Here is a 16,029-nt window from a genome sequence, read left to right as displayed (position 1 = left end):
GTCGTCGATCACGTCAGGTGGTCGGGGCCGAAGGCCAGGGGCAGGAGGACGTCGAGGGGTTGCGGGCCGGTGGCGTCGTCGATGAGGCATTCGGGGCCGCCGTGCTCGAACAGGAGTTGCCGGCAGCGGCCGCACGGGGTGAGGGCGTTCCCGTCCCCGTCGACGCACGCCATCGCGAGCAGGCGTCCGCCGCCGGTCATCGCCAGGTTCGACACTAGGCCGCACTCGGCGCACAGGGTGAGCCCGTACGAGGCGTTCTCGACGTTGCACCCGGACACGATCCGTCCGTCGTCGACGAGCGCGGCGGCTCCGACGGGGTACTTCGAGTAGGGGACGTACGCGCGTCGCATGGCGGTGACGGCCTCCGCGCGCAGGCGGTCCCACGTTTCGGAGTCGATCGTGTGTGTCATGTGGATGATCCTAGGTCAGGTCGAGTGGCGCGCCGGTGCGAGCGTCGTCCGGCACGCCGGGAACGGGCCCCGGACGCGAGGCCTCGGGGAAGGGCGGTGGTGCGGCGGAATGGGCTGTCAGCGGGCCCGTGGGGCGGTCCGACAGCTCGGCGCCACTCGAAGGGCGCCCCAGCCGAGAGACGGCCGGACCGAGGTGTTCGGTCCGGCCGTCGACGTGCTCTCGGTGTCGCCTCGGTGATCGAGGCGAGCGCCGGGTCATTCCTTAATGTACGGTTTTCCGTCGGCGGCCGGCGCTCGGACGCGTCCGATGAGACCCGCGACCGCGACGATCGTGACGAGGTACGGCAGCATCGACAGCAACTGCGTCGGCACGGGGGAACCGACCGCGGCCAGGAAGGTCTGCGTCCGGTCGGCGAAACCGAACAGCAGGGCGCCGAAGAACGCGCCGAGGGGGCTCCACCGACCGACGATGAGCACGGCGAGGGCGATGAAGCCCTTTCCGGCGGTCATGTCCTTGGAGAAGTCCAGCCCGGTGCCGATGGTGAAGAACGCGCCGCCGAGGCCGGACACGAGGCCGGCGATGAGGACGTTCTGCATCCGCAGGGCGTTCACCTTGATGCCGACGGTGTCGGCGGCCGCGGGGTGCTCCCCCACGGCGCGGGTGCGCAGGCCCCACCGGCTGTGGAACAGCATCACGTAGATGCCCGCGACGAGCGCGAGCGCGAGATACGTGAAGATGTTCTGCCGGAACAGGACCGGGCCGATCAGCGGAATGTCCCCGAGGAGCGGGATGTTCCACGTCGGGGCCTTGCCCGGGTTGTTGTACGCCGACTGGTCGGGCGCCATGAGGGTGTCGTACAGGTAGCCGGTGAGACCCGCGACCAGCAGGTTGAGGATGACACCGAGGACGACCTGGTCGACGCGGTACTTGATGGCCAGCGCGGCGAGGATGTACGTCACGAGGGCGCCCGCGATACAGGCGCTGAGGACGCCGATCCACAGGTTGCCGGTCATCGTCGCCACGAGCGCGCCGGAGAACGCGCCCGCGAGGAACTGGCCCTCGATGCCGACGTTGATGATGCCGGACCGTTCACACAGGACACCGGAGAGGGATCCGAAGATGAGCGGCAGCGCGAGGAACATCGAGCCGCTGAGCATCGATTCGAGCGGCATGACGGCGCCGGTGGGGGCGGTCGCCATGAACAGCGCGCCCAGCGCGAGCGCCCCGACGCCCGTCCCGGTGTAGACGCCGAAGCGGGCCACCCGGGACTGGACGAGGACGACGCCGGCGGCGAGGCCGATCACGCCCAGCAGGACGATGATCAACCGGGCGTTGATGGCCGGCAGGGTCGCTTCCAACGTCACGTTGAAACTGAGGTGGATGCTGTCCGTGGAGGAGATGCCGAACAGGCCGACGAGGACGACGACCAGGCCCAACACCGCGAGGGTGAGGCCCGTCTTGCGGGACCGTGTCCAGAACCCGTGCAGGGCTTTGGATTCGGCGGCTTCGGATACAGCGATCGTGGTCATCGTCTTACCAGCCCTTCGCCGTCATCATCGACAGTCCGCCCTTGGGGGTGCGCAGCCGGACGATCGTCTTGACCAACGCCGGGGCGGCGATGAACATGACGATGAGGGCCTGCAGGAGCGTCACCATGTCCAGTGGCATGAAGTCTTGCATCGTCTTTCCACCGGCGCGCATGGCGCCGAACAACAGGCCGGCCGCGACGATCCCGCCGGGATTGGCGCGTCCGAGCAGCGCCACGGTGATGCCGTCGAAGCCGATCTGTTCGGCGACGTCGGGAGTCAACGCGTACGGGTTGATGCCGAGCGCGAGGAGCGCTCCACCGAGCCCGGCGAAGGCGCCCGCGAGCGACATCGACGTCGCGTACGTGCCGGGAACGGACATTCCGGCGGTGCGGGAGGCGTCGGGGTTGAGGCCGACGGACTGCATGCGGAAGCCGAGCGTCGACTTCGACATGAGCCACCACACGACGAACGCCGCGAGCACCGCGATGATGATGCCGAGGTTCATGCGCAGGGCGGAACCACCGAACGTCAACAGTTGCGGCAGCTGCGCGGATTCGGCGGCGGCCTTGCTGATCGGGTCGTTGCGGGTGGGGTGGTGGACGAACTCCGTCGAGATCAACCACAGCAGCGCCGTCGCGGCGACGTAGTTGAGCATGATCGACGTGATCACCTCGTGGGCGCCGGTCCGTGCCTTGAGGACACCGGGCACGGCGCCGTACAGGGCACCGGCGAGCATGCCGCCGATCAGGGCCAGCGGCAGGTGGATGATCATCGGCGCGTCGATGGCGAAGCCGACGATCAGGCCGCCCGCCGCGCCCATGATGGCCTGGCCCTGAGCACCGATGTTGAACAGGCCCGCCTTGAACGCGACACCGACCGCGAGGCCGGTGCAGATCAGCGGGGCGCTGTACGTCAGCGTCTCGGAGATGGGCCGGAGGACCTGGACGAAGGTACCGTCGCCGGCGATCCACTCGTTGAGCGCCTCGACGTTGAGGATCGCTCCCTCGAAGAGGCCGACGTAGGCGTTGCCGAACGCGTTGCCGACCGCCGCGAACGCGTCGCCTGGCCGGGCGAAGAAGTACGTGAACGACTTGCGCACCGTGTCGTCGAAGATGGCGATGATCAGGCCGCCGATGAACATGGCGAGGACGAACGACCAGATCGTCACCATGACGTTGTTGGCGGTGGTCACGTACCCGACGAAGGTCTTCCCGAACGACGGCTTGGAGTCCCGGACCGGGGGAAGGTCGGTCGTGGTCTGGGTCTCGCCGTCACCGGTGATCGGGCGCTCGTTCTTCACGGGTTTGTCCTTGGATTGTGGGCTCACCGGGCCTCCTCCGCGTCCGCGCCCGCCATGAGTCGACCGATCTGGTCGCGCGGGGTGTCCGGGCTGATCTCGGCGTGGATCTTGCCGTCGTAGAGGACGACGACGCGGTCCGCCAACGACAGCACTTCGTCCAGTTCGGACGAGATGACGAGGACGCCGGCTCCGGCGTCCCGCTCGGCGACGATCCGCGAGTGGATGAACTCCATCGCGCCGACGTCGACACCGCGCGTCGGCTGAGCGGCGATCAAGAGTCGCAGCGGACGGGAGAACTCCCGCGCCACGATCACCTTCTGCTGGTTGCCGCCGGACAGGCTCCCGGCGGTGGTCTCCGCCGACTCGGTCCGGACGTCGAAGGTCTCGATGTTCTCGACGGCGCTGCGCGCGATCGTCGCCTTGTTGAGGACGCCGTTCTTGGCGTACGGCTCCTTGTTGTACCGGTTGAGGATCAGGTTGTCCGCGATCGAGAAGTCCTTGACGACACCGTCGACACTGCGGTCCTCGGGGATGTACCCGACCCCGGATTCGATGATGTCGCTGGTCGAGGCGTGTGCCAGGTCCCGCCCGTCGATGCGAATACTGCCGCCGACCGTCGGCGCGAGCGCCATGATCGCCTCGGCGAGTTCCGTTTGGCCGTTGCCCTGGACACCCGCGACGCCGACGATCTCCCCGGCACGCACGGTCAGGGACAGGCCGTCGACGGCGTGCGTGCCGCGTTCGTCCACGACGGTGAGACCGTCGATCTCGAGGACGGGCTCCGCGGGGCGGGCGGGGCGCTTGTCGACCTTGAGTTTGACGTCACGACCGACCATCATCGAGGCCAGCTCGGACTCGGAGGCGGCGGGGGAAGCCTCGCCGACGACCTTGCCGCGTCGGATCACGGTGATCCGGTCGGCGATCGCCTTGACTTCCTTGAGCTTGTGGCTGATGAAGACGATGGACTTGCCGTCGTCGCGCAGGGTGCGCATGACGTCGAGCAGTTCCTCGATCTCCTGGGGGGTCAGGACGGCGGTCGGCTCGTCGAGGATGAGGAGTTCGCAGTCCGACAGCAGCGCCTTAATGATCTCGACGCGTTGCTGGACGCCGACCGGGATGTCCTCGACGAGGGCGTCCGGGTCGACCGCGAGTCCGTACTGCTCGGAGACGCGGCGCACGGCGGCACGGGCACGGCGACGGTCGAGGATTCCGGCGATGCCGGAGGTCGACTCGCGGCCGAGCATGACGTTCTCGGCGACCGTGAACACCGGGACGAGCATGAAGTGCTGGTGCACCATGCCCAAACCGGCGGCGAGCGCCCTTCCGGGGGAACTGAAGGTCTGCGGCACGTCGTCGATGAGGATCTCGCCCTCATCGGGGGACAGCAGGCCGTACAGCATGTTCATGAGCGTGGATTTACCGGCACCGTTCTCGCCAAGGAGCGCGTGAATCTCGCCCGGTTCCACTGTTAGGTCAATGTGGTCGTTGGCGACGAGGCTGCCAAACCTCTTGGTCAGACCACGCAGTTCGAGTCTCAGGGTCGCGCTCCTTTGCGCCCGATGGTTATCGCAGGGCGGGTGGCTCCCGCATGTAGCGGGAGCCACCCGTTATCGCATTCGTGCGAGCTTAGTCAGCCCTAGTTGTCACAGTCCTTGGCGCCCAGTGATTCCACGGAAACACTGGGCAGGACCACCACACTTGGGGCCGGTCTCCGTCACGTGAAGGATCGGCGACGACCCACAGTGACGGAACAACCCCTACTCGGCTGTCGGTTGCTTCTTCGACTCGATCACGATCTCGCCGTCGATGATCTTCTGCTTGACGGCGTTGACCTTCTCGGTGAGCTCCTCGTTCACGGCGTCGTTGAACTCCGCGACGGAGACGCCCTCGTTCTCGAGGGTGCCGACGGAGCGACCGGTCAGCGGCTTGCCCGAGGCGGCGGCGATGAGGAGGTCCTCGACGGCGCCGGTGATGTTCTTGACGGAGGTGGTCAGGAACTCGTCGGCGTACTCGGGCACCGAGTCGCGGCCGTCGGTGTCGACCCAGATGGAGTGCTGGTCGGGGTCTTCGGCGGTGACGGTCGGGGCACCGACTCCGGTCTTACCGGCCACGGGGAAGACAACGTCCGCACCCTGCTCGATGAAGGTGCGGCTGATCTCGGTGCCGATGCCGGTGTCGTCGAAGCTCTCGGCGAAGACGCCCTCGCCTTCCTTACCCTTGTTGGGGTCCCAGCCCAGGACCTCGACGTTGGTGTCGTTCTCTTCGTTGTAGTACTGGACGCCCTCGTAGTAGCCGTCCATGAAGATCGTCACCGAGGGGATGTTGAGCCCACCGAAGGTGGCAACCTTGCCTGTCTTGGAGACACCGGCGGCGACGTACCCGGCCAGGAAGGATGATTGGGCGGTGTTGAACTCCATCGCGTAGACGTTGTCCATCACCAGGCTGGAGTCGACGATCGCGAACTGCTGGTCCGGGTTCTCCTCGGCCACGACGGCGAGCGCGTCGGTCATCAGGCCACCGACCGCGAGGATCAGGTCACAGTCCTGGGCAATCAGGTCTTGCAGGTTCGTCTCGTAGTCGGACTGCGCCTTGGACTCCTTGGGAACGATCTGAATCGAAGGGTCCTTCTTCTCGGCATTCTGCATGCCGGCCCAGGCCGAGGTGTTGAACGAGCGGTCGTCAAGACCACCCATGTCCGTCACCATGCAGCCCTTGAAGTCCTTCTCCTCGGTCGCGTCCTCCTGCGGCGCTTCTCCACACGCGGCGACAAACAGCGCAAGACCGCATGTCACGCTGATTGCGGCCGTTCTCTTCCCACGCATGCTGCGCAAGGGCCTATCTCCTTCCTGAGGGCACCGCTGATTAGCGGTTCACTAGGAAACGGATGGTAATACCGGTTTGTCCGACCTCACCGACATCGACGCCAAGTTGTAGTGCGATGTTATTAAGCCGTAATGAGCACCGTCTGCCAGAATTGGACCGATTGTGGGCAGATAGTGGGTCCGATCACTTATCGGGCCTTGATCGTTCGTGTTCGCAGCCGACCGCGAACGGTTCTTTTCGCACATCCGGGCGCAACGAATTGCGGCGCGGACGAATGTCGTTCGCGCCGCGATCGGACGACCCGTCTTGGCCTATTCGCTGCGTAACGGGACGACACCTCATGATCATCGGGCACTTTGGCCCCGCCGAGTCGCGACGTCCCGGGTCCGGACCGCCGATCGTCCACATAATGGTGTCGAGTTCGGACGATGCGGCGCCCGAACGGCCGCCTCGCCGTGACGACTCGGTCCGGGCGGGCCGAACCGAGTCGCCCGGATTCCTAGGTCCAGAAGGTCGCGACGCCGGCGGTGATGGCCGCGAGTGCTCCGATGCCGATGAAGTGACCCTTCGAGCTGGACTCGCGCTTCTTCAGGTGCGGAATCCAGATCATGACGGCGAGCAGGACCGCCAGGACGAGCTTGACGCCGAGTTTGGCGGGATCGGGCTGAACCTCCCGGTCCGGCAGCGGCGCCGCGAGGATGATGCCCGTGACGAGCTGAACGACTGTGCCCCAGAGCATCGCGACGTTGACGGTGTAGCGGCGGCTGAGGTAGGCGACCAGCCATCCACCGAAGATCATCGCGAATCCCAGGAGGTGGGCGTAGCGGAGGATGAGATGCAGGATTTCCATGACAGCGAAGTATGCCAGACCTTCTACGTAACGTCGAAGTCAATCATCGTCACCTGATCGTGATACTTGTCGACCTTCACGCTCATCGATGGCTAACATCTATTGCGTGAGGGGGAGCGAGCGTAACGATGCGCACGCGCCTCGGTCGCCGTGGCGAATCATCGCCAGAATCGCGACCGCGGCGCGCGTTGTCGTATGTGTCCTGGCCGCGTGTGTCCTCACTATACCCGCCCTTGTGGACACCCCCTGGTCGGGCGGTCCTGAGCTGCGGCTCGTCGACGACAGCGGCAAGGATCCCAGCCCGGTCCCGTCGTACTCGCCGAGCCCGTCACCGAGCCCGTCACCGTCGTCGAACACGCCGACTCCTCCCCCCGCGAAGGATTCCGAGCCCAGCGGCGGAGGCGCCCTCGCGACCCTGCGAAGCCTCCCGCTCGCGGCCCAGGCCGGGCTGTCGGTCGGGGTCCTGGCGCTCGCGGCCGTCGCGCTGCTTCCGGGTCGGCGACCCCCGGCGTCACTGCGCGGCTGACGACGCGGTCACGCCGACACGTTGACAGGCCGGGCTATCGTTGCCCCGCTCAAAGCCCCATCACCCGACCCGGCAGGCCCGATGACCGACGCGACCTCACGCTCGCCCCACTCCCCCGTGGCGTGGGCGGCCAGGCTCGTCGGCCTCACGATCGGCGGTGCCAGCGCCGTCGTCGAAGCCCTCGTCCTCGTCGTGTGCGCGCCACTGCTGGCCGCCAGTTACCGGGGAACGAACCGACGTCGGAGCCTTGACGCCGTCGCCCACCGCATCGTCGGCTGGGAGATCCGTCGGGTCGAACGGTGCTTCGGGCAGCCGGTGCCACGAGCGCCCGGCTCCCGCGTCTGGCGCTACATCGCGGCCCGCACCCCCATCGGGCTCGTCGGGGCGCTCCTCGTGCTGATCACGGGCTTCGGGGCGGTCACGGCGGGCCGTGCCCTGTCCGCGTGGAGCATCGGCGCGGCCGTCGACGGCGTCGAGCCCTCTCCCTTCAACGTCGGATACCTCGGCGTGCTGTGCCTCGTCCTCGCCTTCACCGCCTACTTCGGACTGATCGGCGCCGCGACGCTGGAACACCGCACCGCGCTGCTGTTCCTCGGACCGCGACCGGACCAGGCGCTACGCGACCGGATCGTGGAGCTCTCCACCAGCCGCGCGGCCGTCGTCGACGCCGTCGACACCGAACGGCGCCGCATCGAACGCGACCTCCACGACGGCGTCCAGCAGCGGCTCGTCGCGCTCGGCATGCTCATCGGCAGGGCCCGTCGCGACGGGGACCGGGACGACCTGCTCGCTGACGCCCATCGGGAGGCGCTGGCCGCGCTCGCGGATCTGCGAGACGTGTCCTGGCGGATCTACCCGGCGGCGCTCGACCGGTCGGTGCTCGGCGTCGCGTTGGATACCCTCGCCGAACGCGCGACGATCCCCGTCACACTCGCGATCCGCGTCGACGAACGACCGCCCCGACCAGTCGAGACGGTCGCCTACTTCGTCGTGTCGGAGGCGGTCGCGAACGCGACCAAACACTCCGGGGCCGAGCGCGTCGACGTCACGGTCGAACGCGTCGGTCCCGAGTTGCGCGTCGTCGTCACCGACGACGGACGCGGCGGGGCCGACGCCGACGGCGTCGGGCTCACCGGCTTGAGACGACGGGTCGCGGCGGTCGACGGCGAATTGGAACTGTGGAGTCCTCCCGGAGCGGGGACGCGAATCGAGGCGACGATGCGATGCGGGTGATCCTGGCCGAGGACTCGGCACTGCTGCGAGAGGGCATCGCCCGACTGCTGATCGACGAGGGCCNCGANGTCGTCGGAACGCACCGACCGGACGTCGTCGTCCTGGACGTCCGGATGCCGCCGACGCACACCGACGAGGGGCTGCGCGCCGCGCTCGCCGTGCGCGACGCGTATCCGGGCATCGGCGTTCTCGTCTTGTCCCAATACGTCGAGAAGCGGTTCGCGGTGGAACTTCTGTCGGGCGATATCGCGGGCGTCGGCTACCTGCTGAAAGACCGGGTGGCGGCCGTGACGGAATTCCTCGACGCGTTGTCGCGAGTGGGCGGCGGGGGCAGCGCCTTCGATCCGGAGGTGGTCCGTCGATTGCTGTCCGGCGTCGACAAGAGCGATGTTCTCGGGTCGCTCACTCCAGGGGAACACCGGGTATTGCGTCTGATGGCAGCGGGTCATACCAACACCGCCATCGCGCGGCGGCTACACGTATCCCGCAGTGCCGTGGAGAAGCACGTCGCCTCCATATTCACCAAATTCGATCTGCCCGCGTCTTCGGACTACAGCAAGCGAGTCTTGGCCGTCCTGCGGTATTTCGGTGAATAGCGGCCGTTCGTTATCCCGTGTGCGGCGCGACGAACGTGCGCCGGTCATCGAGGTCGCACGCTGCGGCTTCGCCCGGCCGGTCACCGGCGCGTGGACCACCGGCGGTCACGCTCACGCGAACGCCCGACGACGTGAGAGCGTCGCCGGGCGGGAAAAGTCGATCGGGTCAGGCGGTCGGGCCCTGATTGCTCGACCGGTAGTAACCGTCGCCAATGCTGTGAGAACCACCCGGCACATCGGGCGTGGTCGGTTCGGGCGCGCTTGAGTCGCCGCCGTTGTTCTTGTCTCGACGCAACGATCGAATACGCAGTACGACGAACAGGGCGACGGCGAGCAGCACGATGATGACAATCGCCTTGGAATAGACGCCGACATATTCCTCGACGACTTCCCAATGCGCGCCGAGTCGATATCCGGCCACAATGAAAATGGTGTTCCAAATAAGACTGCCGAGTGTCGTGAATAGAAGGAACACCGGCAGCTTCATTCGTTCCAAACCGGCCGGTATGGAAATGAGACTCCGGAAGATCGGGATCATTCTTCCGAAGAAGACGGCCTTCACGCCGTGTTTGGCGAACCACGCCTCGGTCTTCTCGATATCGGAGACCTTGACGAGGGGTAGTTTCGTCGCGATCGCGATGATCCGCTCCCGACCGAAGACGAATCCCACGTAGTACAGGGCGATCGCCCCGGCCACGGATCCGGCCGTCGTCCACAGGATCGCGTCGAAGAGGCTCATGTTGCCTCGGCTGGCCGTGAATCCGGCGAGCGGCAGGATCACCTCGCTCGGCAGCGGCGGGAACAGGTTCTCCAACGCGATCGCGAGGCCCGCTCCCGGCGCCCCCATCGTCTCCATCAGGCCGACGGCCCAGTCGGTGATGCCGGCCAGTACGCCATCGGTACTCGTCATGTTCATCCTTCGTCGCATAGCGGCTGTCCCGTTACCCGGAAACTCGGTCGGCGACGTCAGACACGAACGGCCGAAGGCGAACTCCGCCTTGCCGACCGACGCCCTGAGCAGCGCCTCACCCGACCCGAGACAACGGGACAACCTCTGGTCGCCATCGAGCAGCACACCGGCGGGTCTCGCGGACGGGTTCACCGTCATGGCGATCACGTCGAATGCCGTGTGCGGACTCAACCGTAGAAGCTATCGGACCGCACGACCATGGGGCGAGCCACCGACATCGAGGCTGAGGTTCTCCTCAGTCTCGGCCGACGAACAACCCCAGAGACATCGAGAACGTTCGACTTCCGGAGGACGGGTCGACGGCACTGGCTCAGACGACGACGGTAGCCGGGGCGACGGCCCGATCCCGCCGCAACGCGCGGACCGCGTACGGACCGGCCACCCCGACGAGCACGGCGAGCGCCGTCGGTACGAGCAACGCCGTCGGAAGGTCGGTCGCGTCGGCGAGGTGACCGATCGCGGCGGGTCCGACGAGCAGACCGGCGCTGCCGAACGCCGTGACCGTCGAGAGGGCCTTGCCGACCTCGGCGCCACCCGCCGCGCCGACCTCGCTGAAGATCACGGGGACGACGGTCGCGAGCCCGACCCCGGCGAACGCCCAGCCGACGAAGGCGACGGCGATCGCGGCGTCCGAAGCCAGCGGCGCGATGAGAACGAGGACGTAACCGATGGTGGCGAACACTCCGGCGCCGCACAGCGTCAACGCGGCACCGAACCGCTCCCGGATCGGGTCGCCGAACAGTCGCACGACCGTCATCGCGGTGCTGAAGACGGTGTAGGCGATCGGGGCGGTGGCGACGTCGCTGGCGAGGACCTGCCTGGTGTGGAAGGCGGCCCAGTCGATCGCCGCGCCCTCGCTCAGGTGCCCGGCGAGGGCGACGACGCCGAGCAGTAGGACGAGCCCGGTGGCGAGGCGACGGGAGCCTCCCGTACCCGCCGTCGTCTCCGCCGCGACGAGCGGTGCGGGCAGCAAGGGCCGGGCGCACGCGATGAACACGACGAAACCGATCAGCGCTGAGGCGGTGAGCATGGTCTGTCCGCCGAGCCCGAGATACAGACCGAGCGCGGTCAACGCGCCGCCGAGCGCTCCGCCCATGCTCCACAGGCCGTGGAACGCCGAGACGATGGGGCGTCCATAGTGTGCTTCGAGCTCGACGGAGTTGACGTTCATGGAGACGTCGCCGAGCGCGATCGCCGCCCCGTAGCCGAGGGCGACCACGCAGAGGACGAGGTACGAGTTCGCCAACGCGGGCCCCAGGAGCGCGAGGACGGCCAGCGGCCCGGTGAAGCGGACGATCGTGCGACTGCCCAGGCGGTCGCACAGGCGTCCGGCGATCGGCATCATCAGGAGCGCGCCGAGGGCGACCAGTAGGAGTACGGTGCCGAGCCGCGCGGGCCCGAGCGACAGCCGCTCGTCCAGGGACGGCAGGTTGGCGGCCCACACGCCCATCACGAGGCCGGAGGTCGCGAAGCACCCGAACACACCGAGACGGGCGTGGACGAGTCGCGGGGGCGCGGTCGGCCGAAGAGACAGGCGCAAGCGGGGATCCTTGTGTAAAGAAGGCGATCAGTGGCTGGAAGGCTACCGCACCTCGACGGCCCCTCGCCCGGGAAAATCCCGCCCCGATTCCGACCTTGCTGCGGAGATGTGTTGCGCCACAGGTGTTCTCACTCGATCATTCGACGAGGACGAGACGACGATCACCGATCCACCGCGAAGCCGCGCGACACGGCTCGCTTGCCGGAACGGCATACGCGGCACGCACCGCTACTGGGCGGTGCGGCACGAACAGCACGAACAGCACGAGGCAAGACGGTGCCGACCAACGACGTTCTCCGCTTGGTTGGGCAAAAGTCCCGCTTGGTTGGGCAAATGTCGGAATTAGGCGTGTTTTCGCAATTTGACCAACCAAGCGGAGTTTTTACCCAACCAAGCGGAAGTAGACGGACGGGGCTGTCTGGTGGTCCGTAATCCACTGCGTGAGGTCGCGGAGGTCCTCGGTGTTGGAGTCGGGGACGAGCAGGACTTGTGCGGGTGAGACCTAGGTGTGGTGTCCCAGGATGCGTTCGAGGACGATCGCGACGCCGTCTTCCTCGTTGCTCGAAGTGACGTCGGTGGCCGCGGCCTTGGCCGCGGGGTGCGCGTTCGCCATCGCGTACGACGTGGTCGCCCAGCGAAGCATGTCGGCGTCGTTCGGCATGTCCCCGAATGCGATCACATCGGACGCGCCGAGTCCGCGCTCGACGCACACCTGACCGAGGGTGATCGACTTGCTGACGCCCGCCGCCGCGATCTCGAGGAGTCCGCGCCCGCCCGAGTGGCTGACCACCACGTCGCCGAGTTCCGCCGAGGTGGCCGCCGCCAACATCTCGTCGGCGTCACCGCCGGGCACGTGCGCCAGGAGCTTGGCGATCTGATCGGCCTCCACGAGAGCATCCTCTATGGAATCAACGACGACGCGCGCCTCTCCGATGCGATCGGTGCGGACGTAGGAGCGCTCGCCGACGACGACGAAACCGGTCTCCACGGCCAGGGTGACACCCGGAATCGCCGCGATCAGGGCGGCGCAGGCCTTGCGCGCCACCGGAACGGACATGGCACCGCGAAAGTGGACACGACGCGGTTCGTCGAAGGTGTAGACGAGCGCACCGTTCGAGCAGATCGCCAGATCGAGGAGGTCGCGCAGTTCGGTGAACTCGTCGAAGACGCGCGGGGGACGCGCGGTGACGGCGGCCATGACGATGCCGCGATCACGGCAGGCGCGAATCGCGGCGGCGGTGCGAGGAGAGACGGAGCGGTCGTCGCGCAGCAGGGTGCCGTCGAGGTCGGTGGCTATGAAACGGGGCGGCATACCCCCGATTGTGCCCGGCCGGAGGCGATGACGAGCGGGCAAGCTGATGCCCGCGGTGAAGGCCGACGGGTACACGGGCACGGCCTGACCCCGGCCGCCCGGCGGGCGAGCGGGCGAGCGGGCGAGCGGGCGAGCGGGCGAGCGGGCGAGCGGGCGAGACGGATTCGACTCCCCTTATTGGAGGCTCATGGCCGACTCGGCGGATCGAGGCGGCGACGACGGCCCTCGATCGCGTCGTCGCTTCGTTTCGCCGCGGCACACACGAAGGCCGATGCGGGAACCGCTCCGGCAGGACGAACCTCCTACGCGCGGCCCGAGAGCAGCGGTGGCGTCCGAACCGCGGAGTCACATCACGAGATCCGCGCACGCGCGGCCCGCGCCCGATCGAAAGCGGGACACCAACGCCCGGACCGGGGCGCTGCTCCGCCGACCGATCCCGCGAAGCCACCCCCGGTGCGGGCCGAGACTCGCGAACGCGCGCGTGGGTCGTCAGCGCGCCGAATAAGGCCGCGCCCCGGGCCGCCCGATCCAGCACGGCGTCGATCGCGCGCGCGTACGCCGGGTGGACTTCGGCCCCGGTCGCGGCGGCCAACCGATCGGTCGCGATGCGGAATACCAGCGCTCGGGCGCACATGCCGTTCCATTCCGGTAGGTGCGACCAACGGTCCAGGACGGAGGGATCGGCGCCGTGCCAACACATCGCGTCGATGACGGCGACCGCCGACGCGTGGGCACGGGGACGCCAGTACGGGGGCCAGTCCATGACGAGCGGTCGACGACCGGGGGCGAACATGACGTTGCCGAGTAGGTCGCCGTGGATCAGGGAGGACGGTGTGGTCACGGGCCCCGCGACGTCGAGCAGTCTCAGGACGACGGGAAGCTCGGGCGGAGGCGCCTCACCGAAGGCGATCCTGTCGGCCACGGCCCACGGATCGTCCCGATCGTCGAGAAAGGACGGCCGAGGCACGGCGCGCAACGCGTCCCCGAAGGCGAGTCCGGCGAGCACGATGTCATCCACTCGGGACGGATCGGGGGCGCCGTCCGCGAAACGCCAGGCCTCGTATCCGTCCTGCCACCAGGCACCGTCGAGGGTCGGCATCGGTTCCGGCACCGCGAAGTGATCCGTTGTGGTCAGTCGGGACAGGACGGCCGCTCGCCACGTCGTCTCGGGTTCCCAGCCCGGCTTGAGGACCAGGCCCCCTACGCGCCAGGTCACTCCTTGGCCACCGTCCAACAGAACGGGGTCGCCGTCGACGCCCCAGGCGCGGCGGATCGCCGCTGACGGTCTGGTCATGGACCCGACGTTACGGCATCGACGGAAGCGGCGTCGGCGGTGCGGTGCGGAAGGAATGGAGCTTCCCGCACCAAGAGGCTCGCCATGGCCGGTGCGTGAATGTGCCAATATTGCGCACAGTGGAGTGAGTGACCGTGAAGTGCCCCGTTTTGACCTGGCACTTAACGGAATCGGCGGGTCGTCCTAACCGGTAGGACGACTTCGATCAACCGAAAGTACTATGCGCGGACCGGTTCTCGCGTGATGTGATCTGTCCTACGCCGAATGGCTTCCCCCGTGGCCATTCGGCTTTTTCGTGCCCGCGTTCGGAATTCCCGGTGTCCTCATTGGCCTGGTCGTCGAACATCGCGAAACGGGACCACCGCCCCGTTCGAGCGGGACCAAAGAACCGAAACGTCAACCGGTGGCGGCGCGAACGGCCCGTTCGATCTTGACGCGATGCCCGGGGAACATGCGCAGGTCGTCGAGCTGATCGAGTGCGTACCAACCGAAGTCGGCGGCCTCGGCGGTCCGTTGAGGCTTCTGCGACGCGTCCGCGAGTCGTCCGACGTACAGGAACAGGACCCACTCGTCGTCGACGCCGACCTGCCGGTTCGGATACACGCCCGCCAGACCCTCGATGTCGACGTGGATGCCGAGCTCCTCCTCCGTCTCCCGCACCGCGGTCGCGGCCGAGGTCTCCCCGACCTCGCACGCGCCGCCGGGCATCGCCCACTCCCCCGTGTCGGCGCGCCGCATCAGCAGGACCCGGGCCCTCTCGTCGAGGATCAGGGTCTCGGCCGCCGTGATGGGGGTGACGACGTCGAGCAGACCGAAGTCGTGGCGCCTCAAGGGAGTGTCGTTGTCCATGCTGTCGAGGACTTGGTCCATCGTCTCGACGACGCGGCCGAAGCGGTTGACGTTGTAGGGGTCGGCGGTCGCGTCCCGGCCAGCCGCCGCGATCGCGCGGATCCGACCGAACTCGTCGCGGACCTCGGGAGTGGGTGCGAACGGCACCTCCAGAACGGTGCGCTCGGCGCCCGCGACGAGGTACTCGGTCAGCGGGTCGACGGCCTCGGCCCGGTCGACCTCGACCAGCGGAAGGCCCGTGGTGTCCATGAAGGTCACATCGACCACATAGGTCAGATAGTAGGTGTGCGCCTGGGGTACACCCGCCGCGATGCTGTCGCACAGGCCATGCGGCACCGGCAGGGCCTCCTCACCACCGAGCACCGACGCGGCGAGCCGTTTCACCGCCGCCTCCGGATCGATCGCGGGGTCGACGAACGCCCGGGGCGCCCGTGCGATGCCGTCGTCGCCGATCCGCAGGAGCAGACCGCGCCGCTGATCGCTGAGGACGAGCACGACGCCGAGCAGCGGGGTGCGCGGTCCACCGTCGGCGGCGAAGATCCGACCGAGGGTGTCCGCGTCTCGAAGGTCTATCATGGACATAAGGGCGGCGACGCGGTCCCTGAGCTCAATGAAGCGCTCCTTGTCCCCCGGCGCCGGATCGTAGTGCAGTCCATTGGCGACGTCGGCGCGCAGCTCGTCCACGAGGATGCCGAGCCGCCGCTCGCGCGATCCGACGACGGCCCCAGGTTCCACTGTCATCCCGCAACGATAGAGGCCGCACCGTCGCGAGGCGGACGGGCTGTGGCACGGACGT

General features: G+C 67.7%; 14 protein-coding genes and 1 pseudogene. 4 read left to right on the top strand and 11 right to left on the bottom strand.

The annotated features are described in order from the left end of the window. Nucleotides 1–8 precede the first annotated feature (8 nt). From ACM9NP_RS02560 to ACM9NP_RS02535, 6 genes are all read right to left on the bottom strand, one after another. Nucleotides 9–410 carry a cytidine deaminase gene (locus tag ACM9NP_RS02560; protein ID WP_415644917.1) on the bottom strand — a complete coding sequence of 134 codons (402 nt, stop codon included), beginning with the start codon at nucleotides 408–410 and terminating at the stop codon, nucleotides 9–11. 255 nt (nucleotides 411–665) lie between these two features. Next, a complete protein-coding gene (locus tag ACM9NP_RS02555) occupies nucleotides 666–1,940 on the bottom strand; it encodes an ABC transporter permease (RefSeq protein WP_415644916.1) in 1,275 nt (424 codons plus the stop codon). Between the two features lie 4 nt (nucleotides 1,941–1,944). Next, the gene (locus ACM9NP_RS02550; RefSeq protein ID WP_415644915.1) at nucleotides 1,945–3,267 is read right to left on the bottom strand and encodes an ABC transporter permease; all 1,323 of its coding nucleotides are present in this window, start codon (nucleotides 3,265–3,267) and stop codon (nucleotides 1,945–1,947) included. Beyond that, a complete protein-coding gene (locus ACM9NP_RS02545) occupies nucleotides 3,264–4,778 on the bottom strand; it encodes an ABC transporter ATP-binding protein (protein WP_415645090.1) in 1,515 nt (504 codons plus the stop codon). The genes ACM9NP_RS02550 and ACM9NP_RS02545 overlap by 4 nt, the downstream gene beginning before the upstream one ends. A 219-nt stretch (nucleotides 4,779–4,997) precedes the next feature. Beyond that, nucleotides 4,998–6,062: a BMP family lipoprotein gene (locus ACM9NP_RS02540; RefSeq protein ID WP_415645089.1), complete on the bottom strand. Its 1,065-nt coding sequence runs from the start codon at nucleotides 6,060–6,062 to the stop codon at nucleotides 4,998–5,000. A gap of 500 nt (nucleotides 6,063–6,562) precedes the next feature. Further along, on the bottom strand, nucleotides 6,563–6,913 hold the full coding sequence (locus ACM9NP_RS02535; protein ID WP_415644914.1) for a hypothetical protein: 351 nt from the start codon (nucleotides 6,911–6,913) through the stop codon (nucleotides 6,563–6,565). Between the two features lie 235 nt (nucleotides 6,914–7,148). Between ACM9NP_RS02535 and ACM9NP_RS02530 the strand changes: the two genes are divergently transcribed. The 4 genes and pseudogenes from ACM9NP_RS02530 to ACM9NP_RS02515 all read left to right on the top strand — a co-directional run. Beyond that, nucleotides 7,149–7,439, top strand: a complete 291-nt coding sequence (locus ACM9NP_RS02530) for a hypothetical protein (protein ID WP_415644913.1) — start codon at nucleotides 7,149–7,151, stop codon at nucleotides 7,437–7,439. Nucleotides 7,440–7,520: 81 nt separating this feature from the next. Then, nucleotides 7,521–8,672 carry a sensor histidine kinase gene (locus ACM9NP_RS02525; RefSeq protein WP_415644912.1) on the top strand — a complete coding sequence of 384 codons (1,152 nt, stop codon included), beginning with the start codon at nucleotides 7,521–7,523 and terminating at the stop codon, nucleotides 8,670–8,672. Then, a pseudogene (locus ACM9NP_RS02520) lies at nucleotides 8,663–8,735 on the top strand (DNA-binding response regulator); the annotation flags it as partial. The gene ACM9NP_RS02525 and the pseudogene ACM9NP_RS02520, both read left to right, overlap by 10 nt. 5 nt (nucleotides 8,736–8,740) lie before the next feature. Beyond that, the coding region (locus ACM9NP_RS02515) for a LuxR C-terminal-related transcriptional regulator (RefSeq protein WP_415644911.1) at nucleotides 8,741–9,268 on the top strand (528 nt) is incomplete at its 5' end. Nucleotides 9,269–9,434: 166 nt separating this feature from the next. On the opposite strand, the gene ACM9NP_RS02510 is transcribed toward ACM9NP_RS02515, so the two are convergent. From ACM9NP_RS02510 to ACM9NP_RS02490, 5 genes are all read right to left on the bottom strand, one after another. Then, the gene (locus tag ACM9NP_RS02510) at nucleotides 9,435–10,178 is read right to left on the bottom strand and encodes a DedA family protein (protein ID WP_415644910.1); all 744 of its coding nucleotides are present in this window, start codon (nucleotides 10,176–10,178) and stop codon (nucleotides 9,435–9,437) included. Nucleotides 10,179–10,548: 370 nt separating this feature from the next. After that, on the bottom strand, nucleotides 10,549–11,778 hold the full coding sequence (locus ACM9NP_RS02505; RefSeq protein ID WP_415644909.1) for an MFS transporter: 1,230 nt from the start codon (nucleotides 11,776–11,778) through the stop codon (nucleotides 10,549–10,551). A 502-nt stretch (nucleotides 11,779–12,280) separates the two neighbouring features. Then, nucleotides 12,281–13,090, bottom strand: coding sequence for an HAD hydrolase family protein (locus tag ACM9NP_RS02500; RefSeq protein ID WP_415644908.1), 810 nt, complete (start codon nucleotides 13,088–13,090; stop codon nucleotides 12,281–12,283). Beyond that, entirely contained in the window at nucleotides 12,990–14,384 is a 1,395-nt protein-coding gene (locus ACM9NP_RS02495; RefSeq protein WP_415644907.1) for a hypothetical protein, read from the bottom strand. The genes ACM9NP_RS02500 and ACM9NP_RS02495 overlap by 101 nt, the downstream gene beginning before the upstream one ends. A gap of 396 nt (nucleotides 14,385–14,780) precedes the next feature. Then, entirely contained in the window at nucleotides 14,781–15,974 is a 1,194-nt protein-coding gene (locus tag ACM9NP_RS02490; protein WP_415644906.1) for an NUDIX domain-containing protein, read from the bottom strand. Nucleotides 15,975–16,029 lie beyond the last annotated feature (55 nt).

Origin of the sequence: Stackebrandtia soli (assembly GCF_965137155.1) — a bacterium.
Classification (GTDB): domain Bacteria; phylum Actinomycetota; class Actinomycetes; order Mycobacteriales; family Micromonosporaceae; genus Stackebrandtia; species Stackebrandtia soli.
This window is presented reverse-complemented; position numbering and strand designations above follow the sequence as displayed.

Bases quoted from the DNA above. Each gene is read 5' to 3' on its own strand.
- ACM9NP_RS02555 (WP_415644916.1), bottom strand. From the start codon at position 1,940: ATGACCACGATCGCTGTATCCGAAGCCGCCGAATCCAAAGCCCTGCAC.
- ACM9NP_RS02500 (WP_415644908.1), bottom strand. From the start codon at position 13,090: ATGCCGCCCCGTTTCATAGCCACCGACCTCGACGGCACCCTGCTGCGC.
- ACM9NP_RS02525 (WP_415644912.1), top strand. From the start codon at position 7,521: ATGACCGACGCGACCTCACGCTCGCCCCACTCCCCCGTGGCGTGGGCG.
- ACM9NP_RS02560 (WP_415644917.1), bottom strand. From the start codon at position 410: ATGACACACACGATCGACTCCGAAACGTGGGACCGCCTGCGCGCGGAG.
- ACM9NP_RS02510 (WP_415644910.1), bottom strand. From the start codon at position 10,178: ATGACGAGTACCGATGGCGTACTGGCCGGCATCACCGACTGGGCCGTC.
- ACM9NP_RS02490 (WP_415644906.1), bottom strand. From the start codon at position 15,974: ATGACAGTGGAACCTGGGGCCGTCGTCGGATCGCGCGAGCGGCGGCTC.
- ACM9NP_RS02495 (WP_415644907.1), bottom strand. From the start codon at position 14,384: ATGACCAGACCGTCAGCGGCGATCCGCCGCGCCTGGGGCGTCGACGGC.
- ACM9NP_RS02535 (WP_415644914.1), bottom strand. From the start codon at position 6,913: ATGGAAATCCTGCATCTCATCCTCCGCTACGCCCACCTCCTGGGATTC.
- ACM9NP_RS02540 (WP_415645089.1), bottom strand. From the start codon at position 6,062: ATGCGTGGGAAGAGAACGGCCGCAATCAGCGTGACATGCGGTCTTGCG.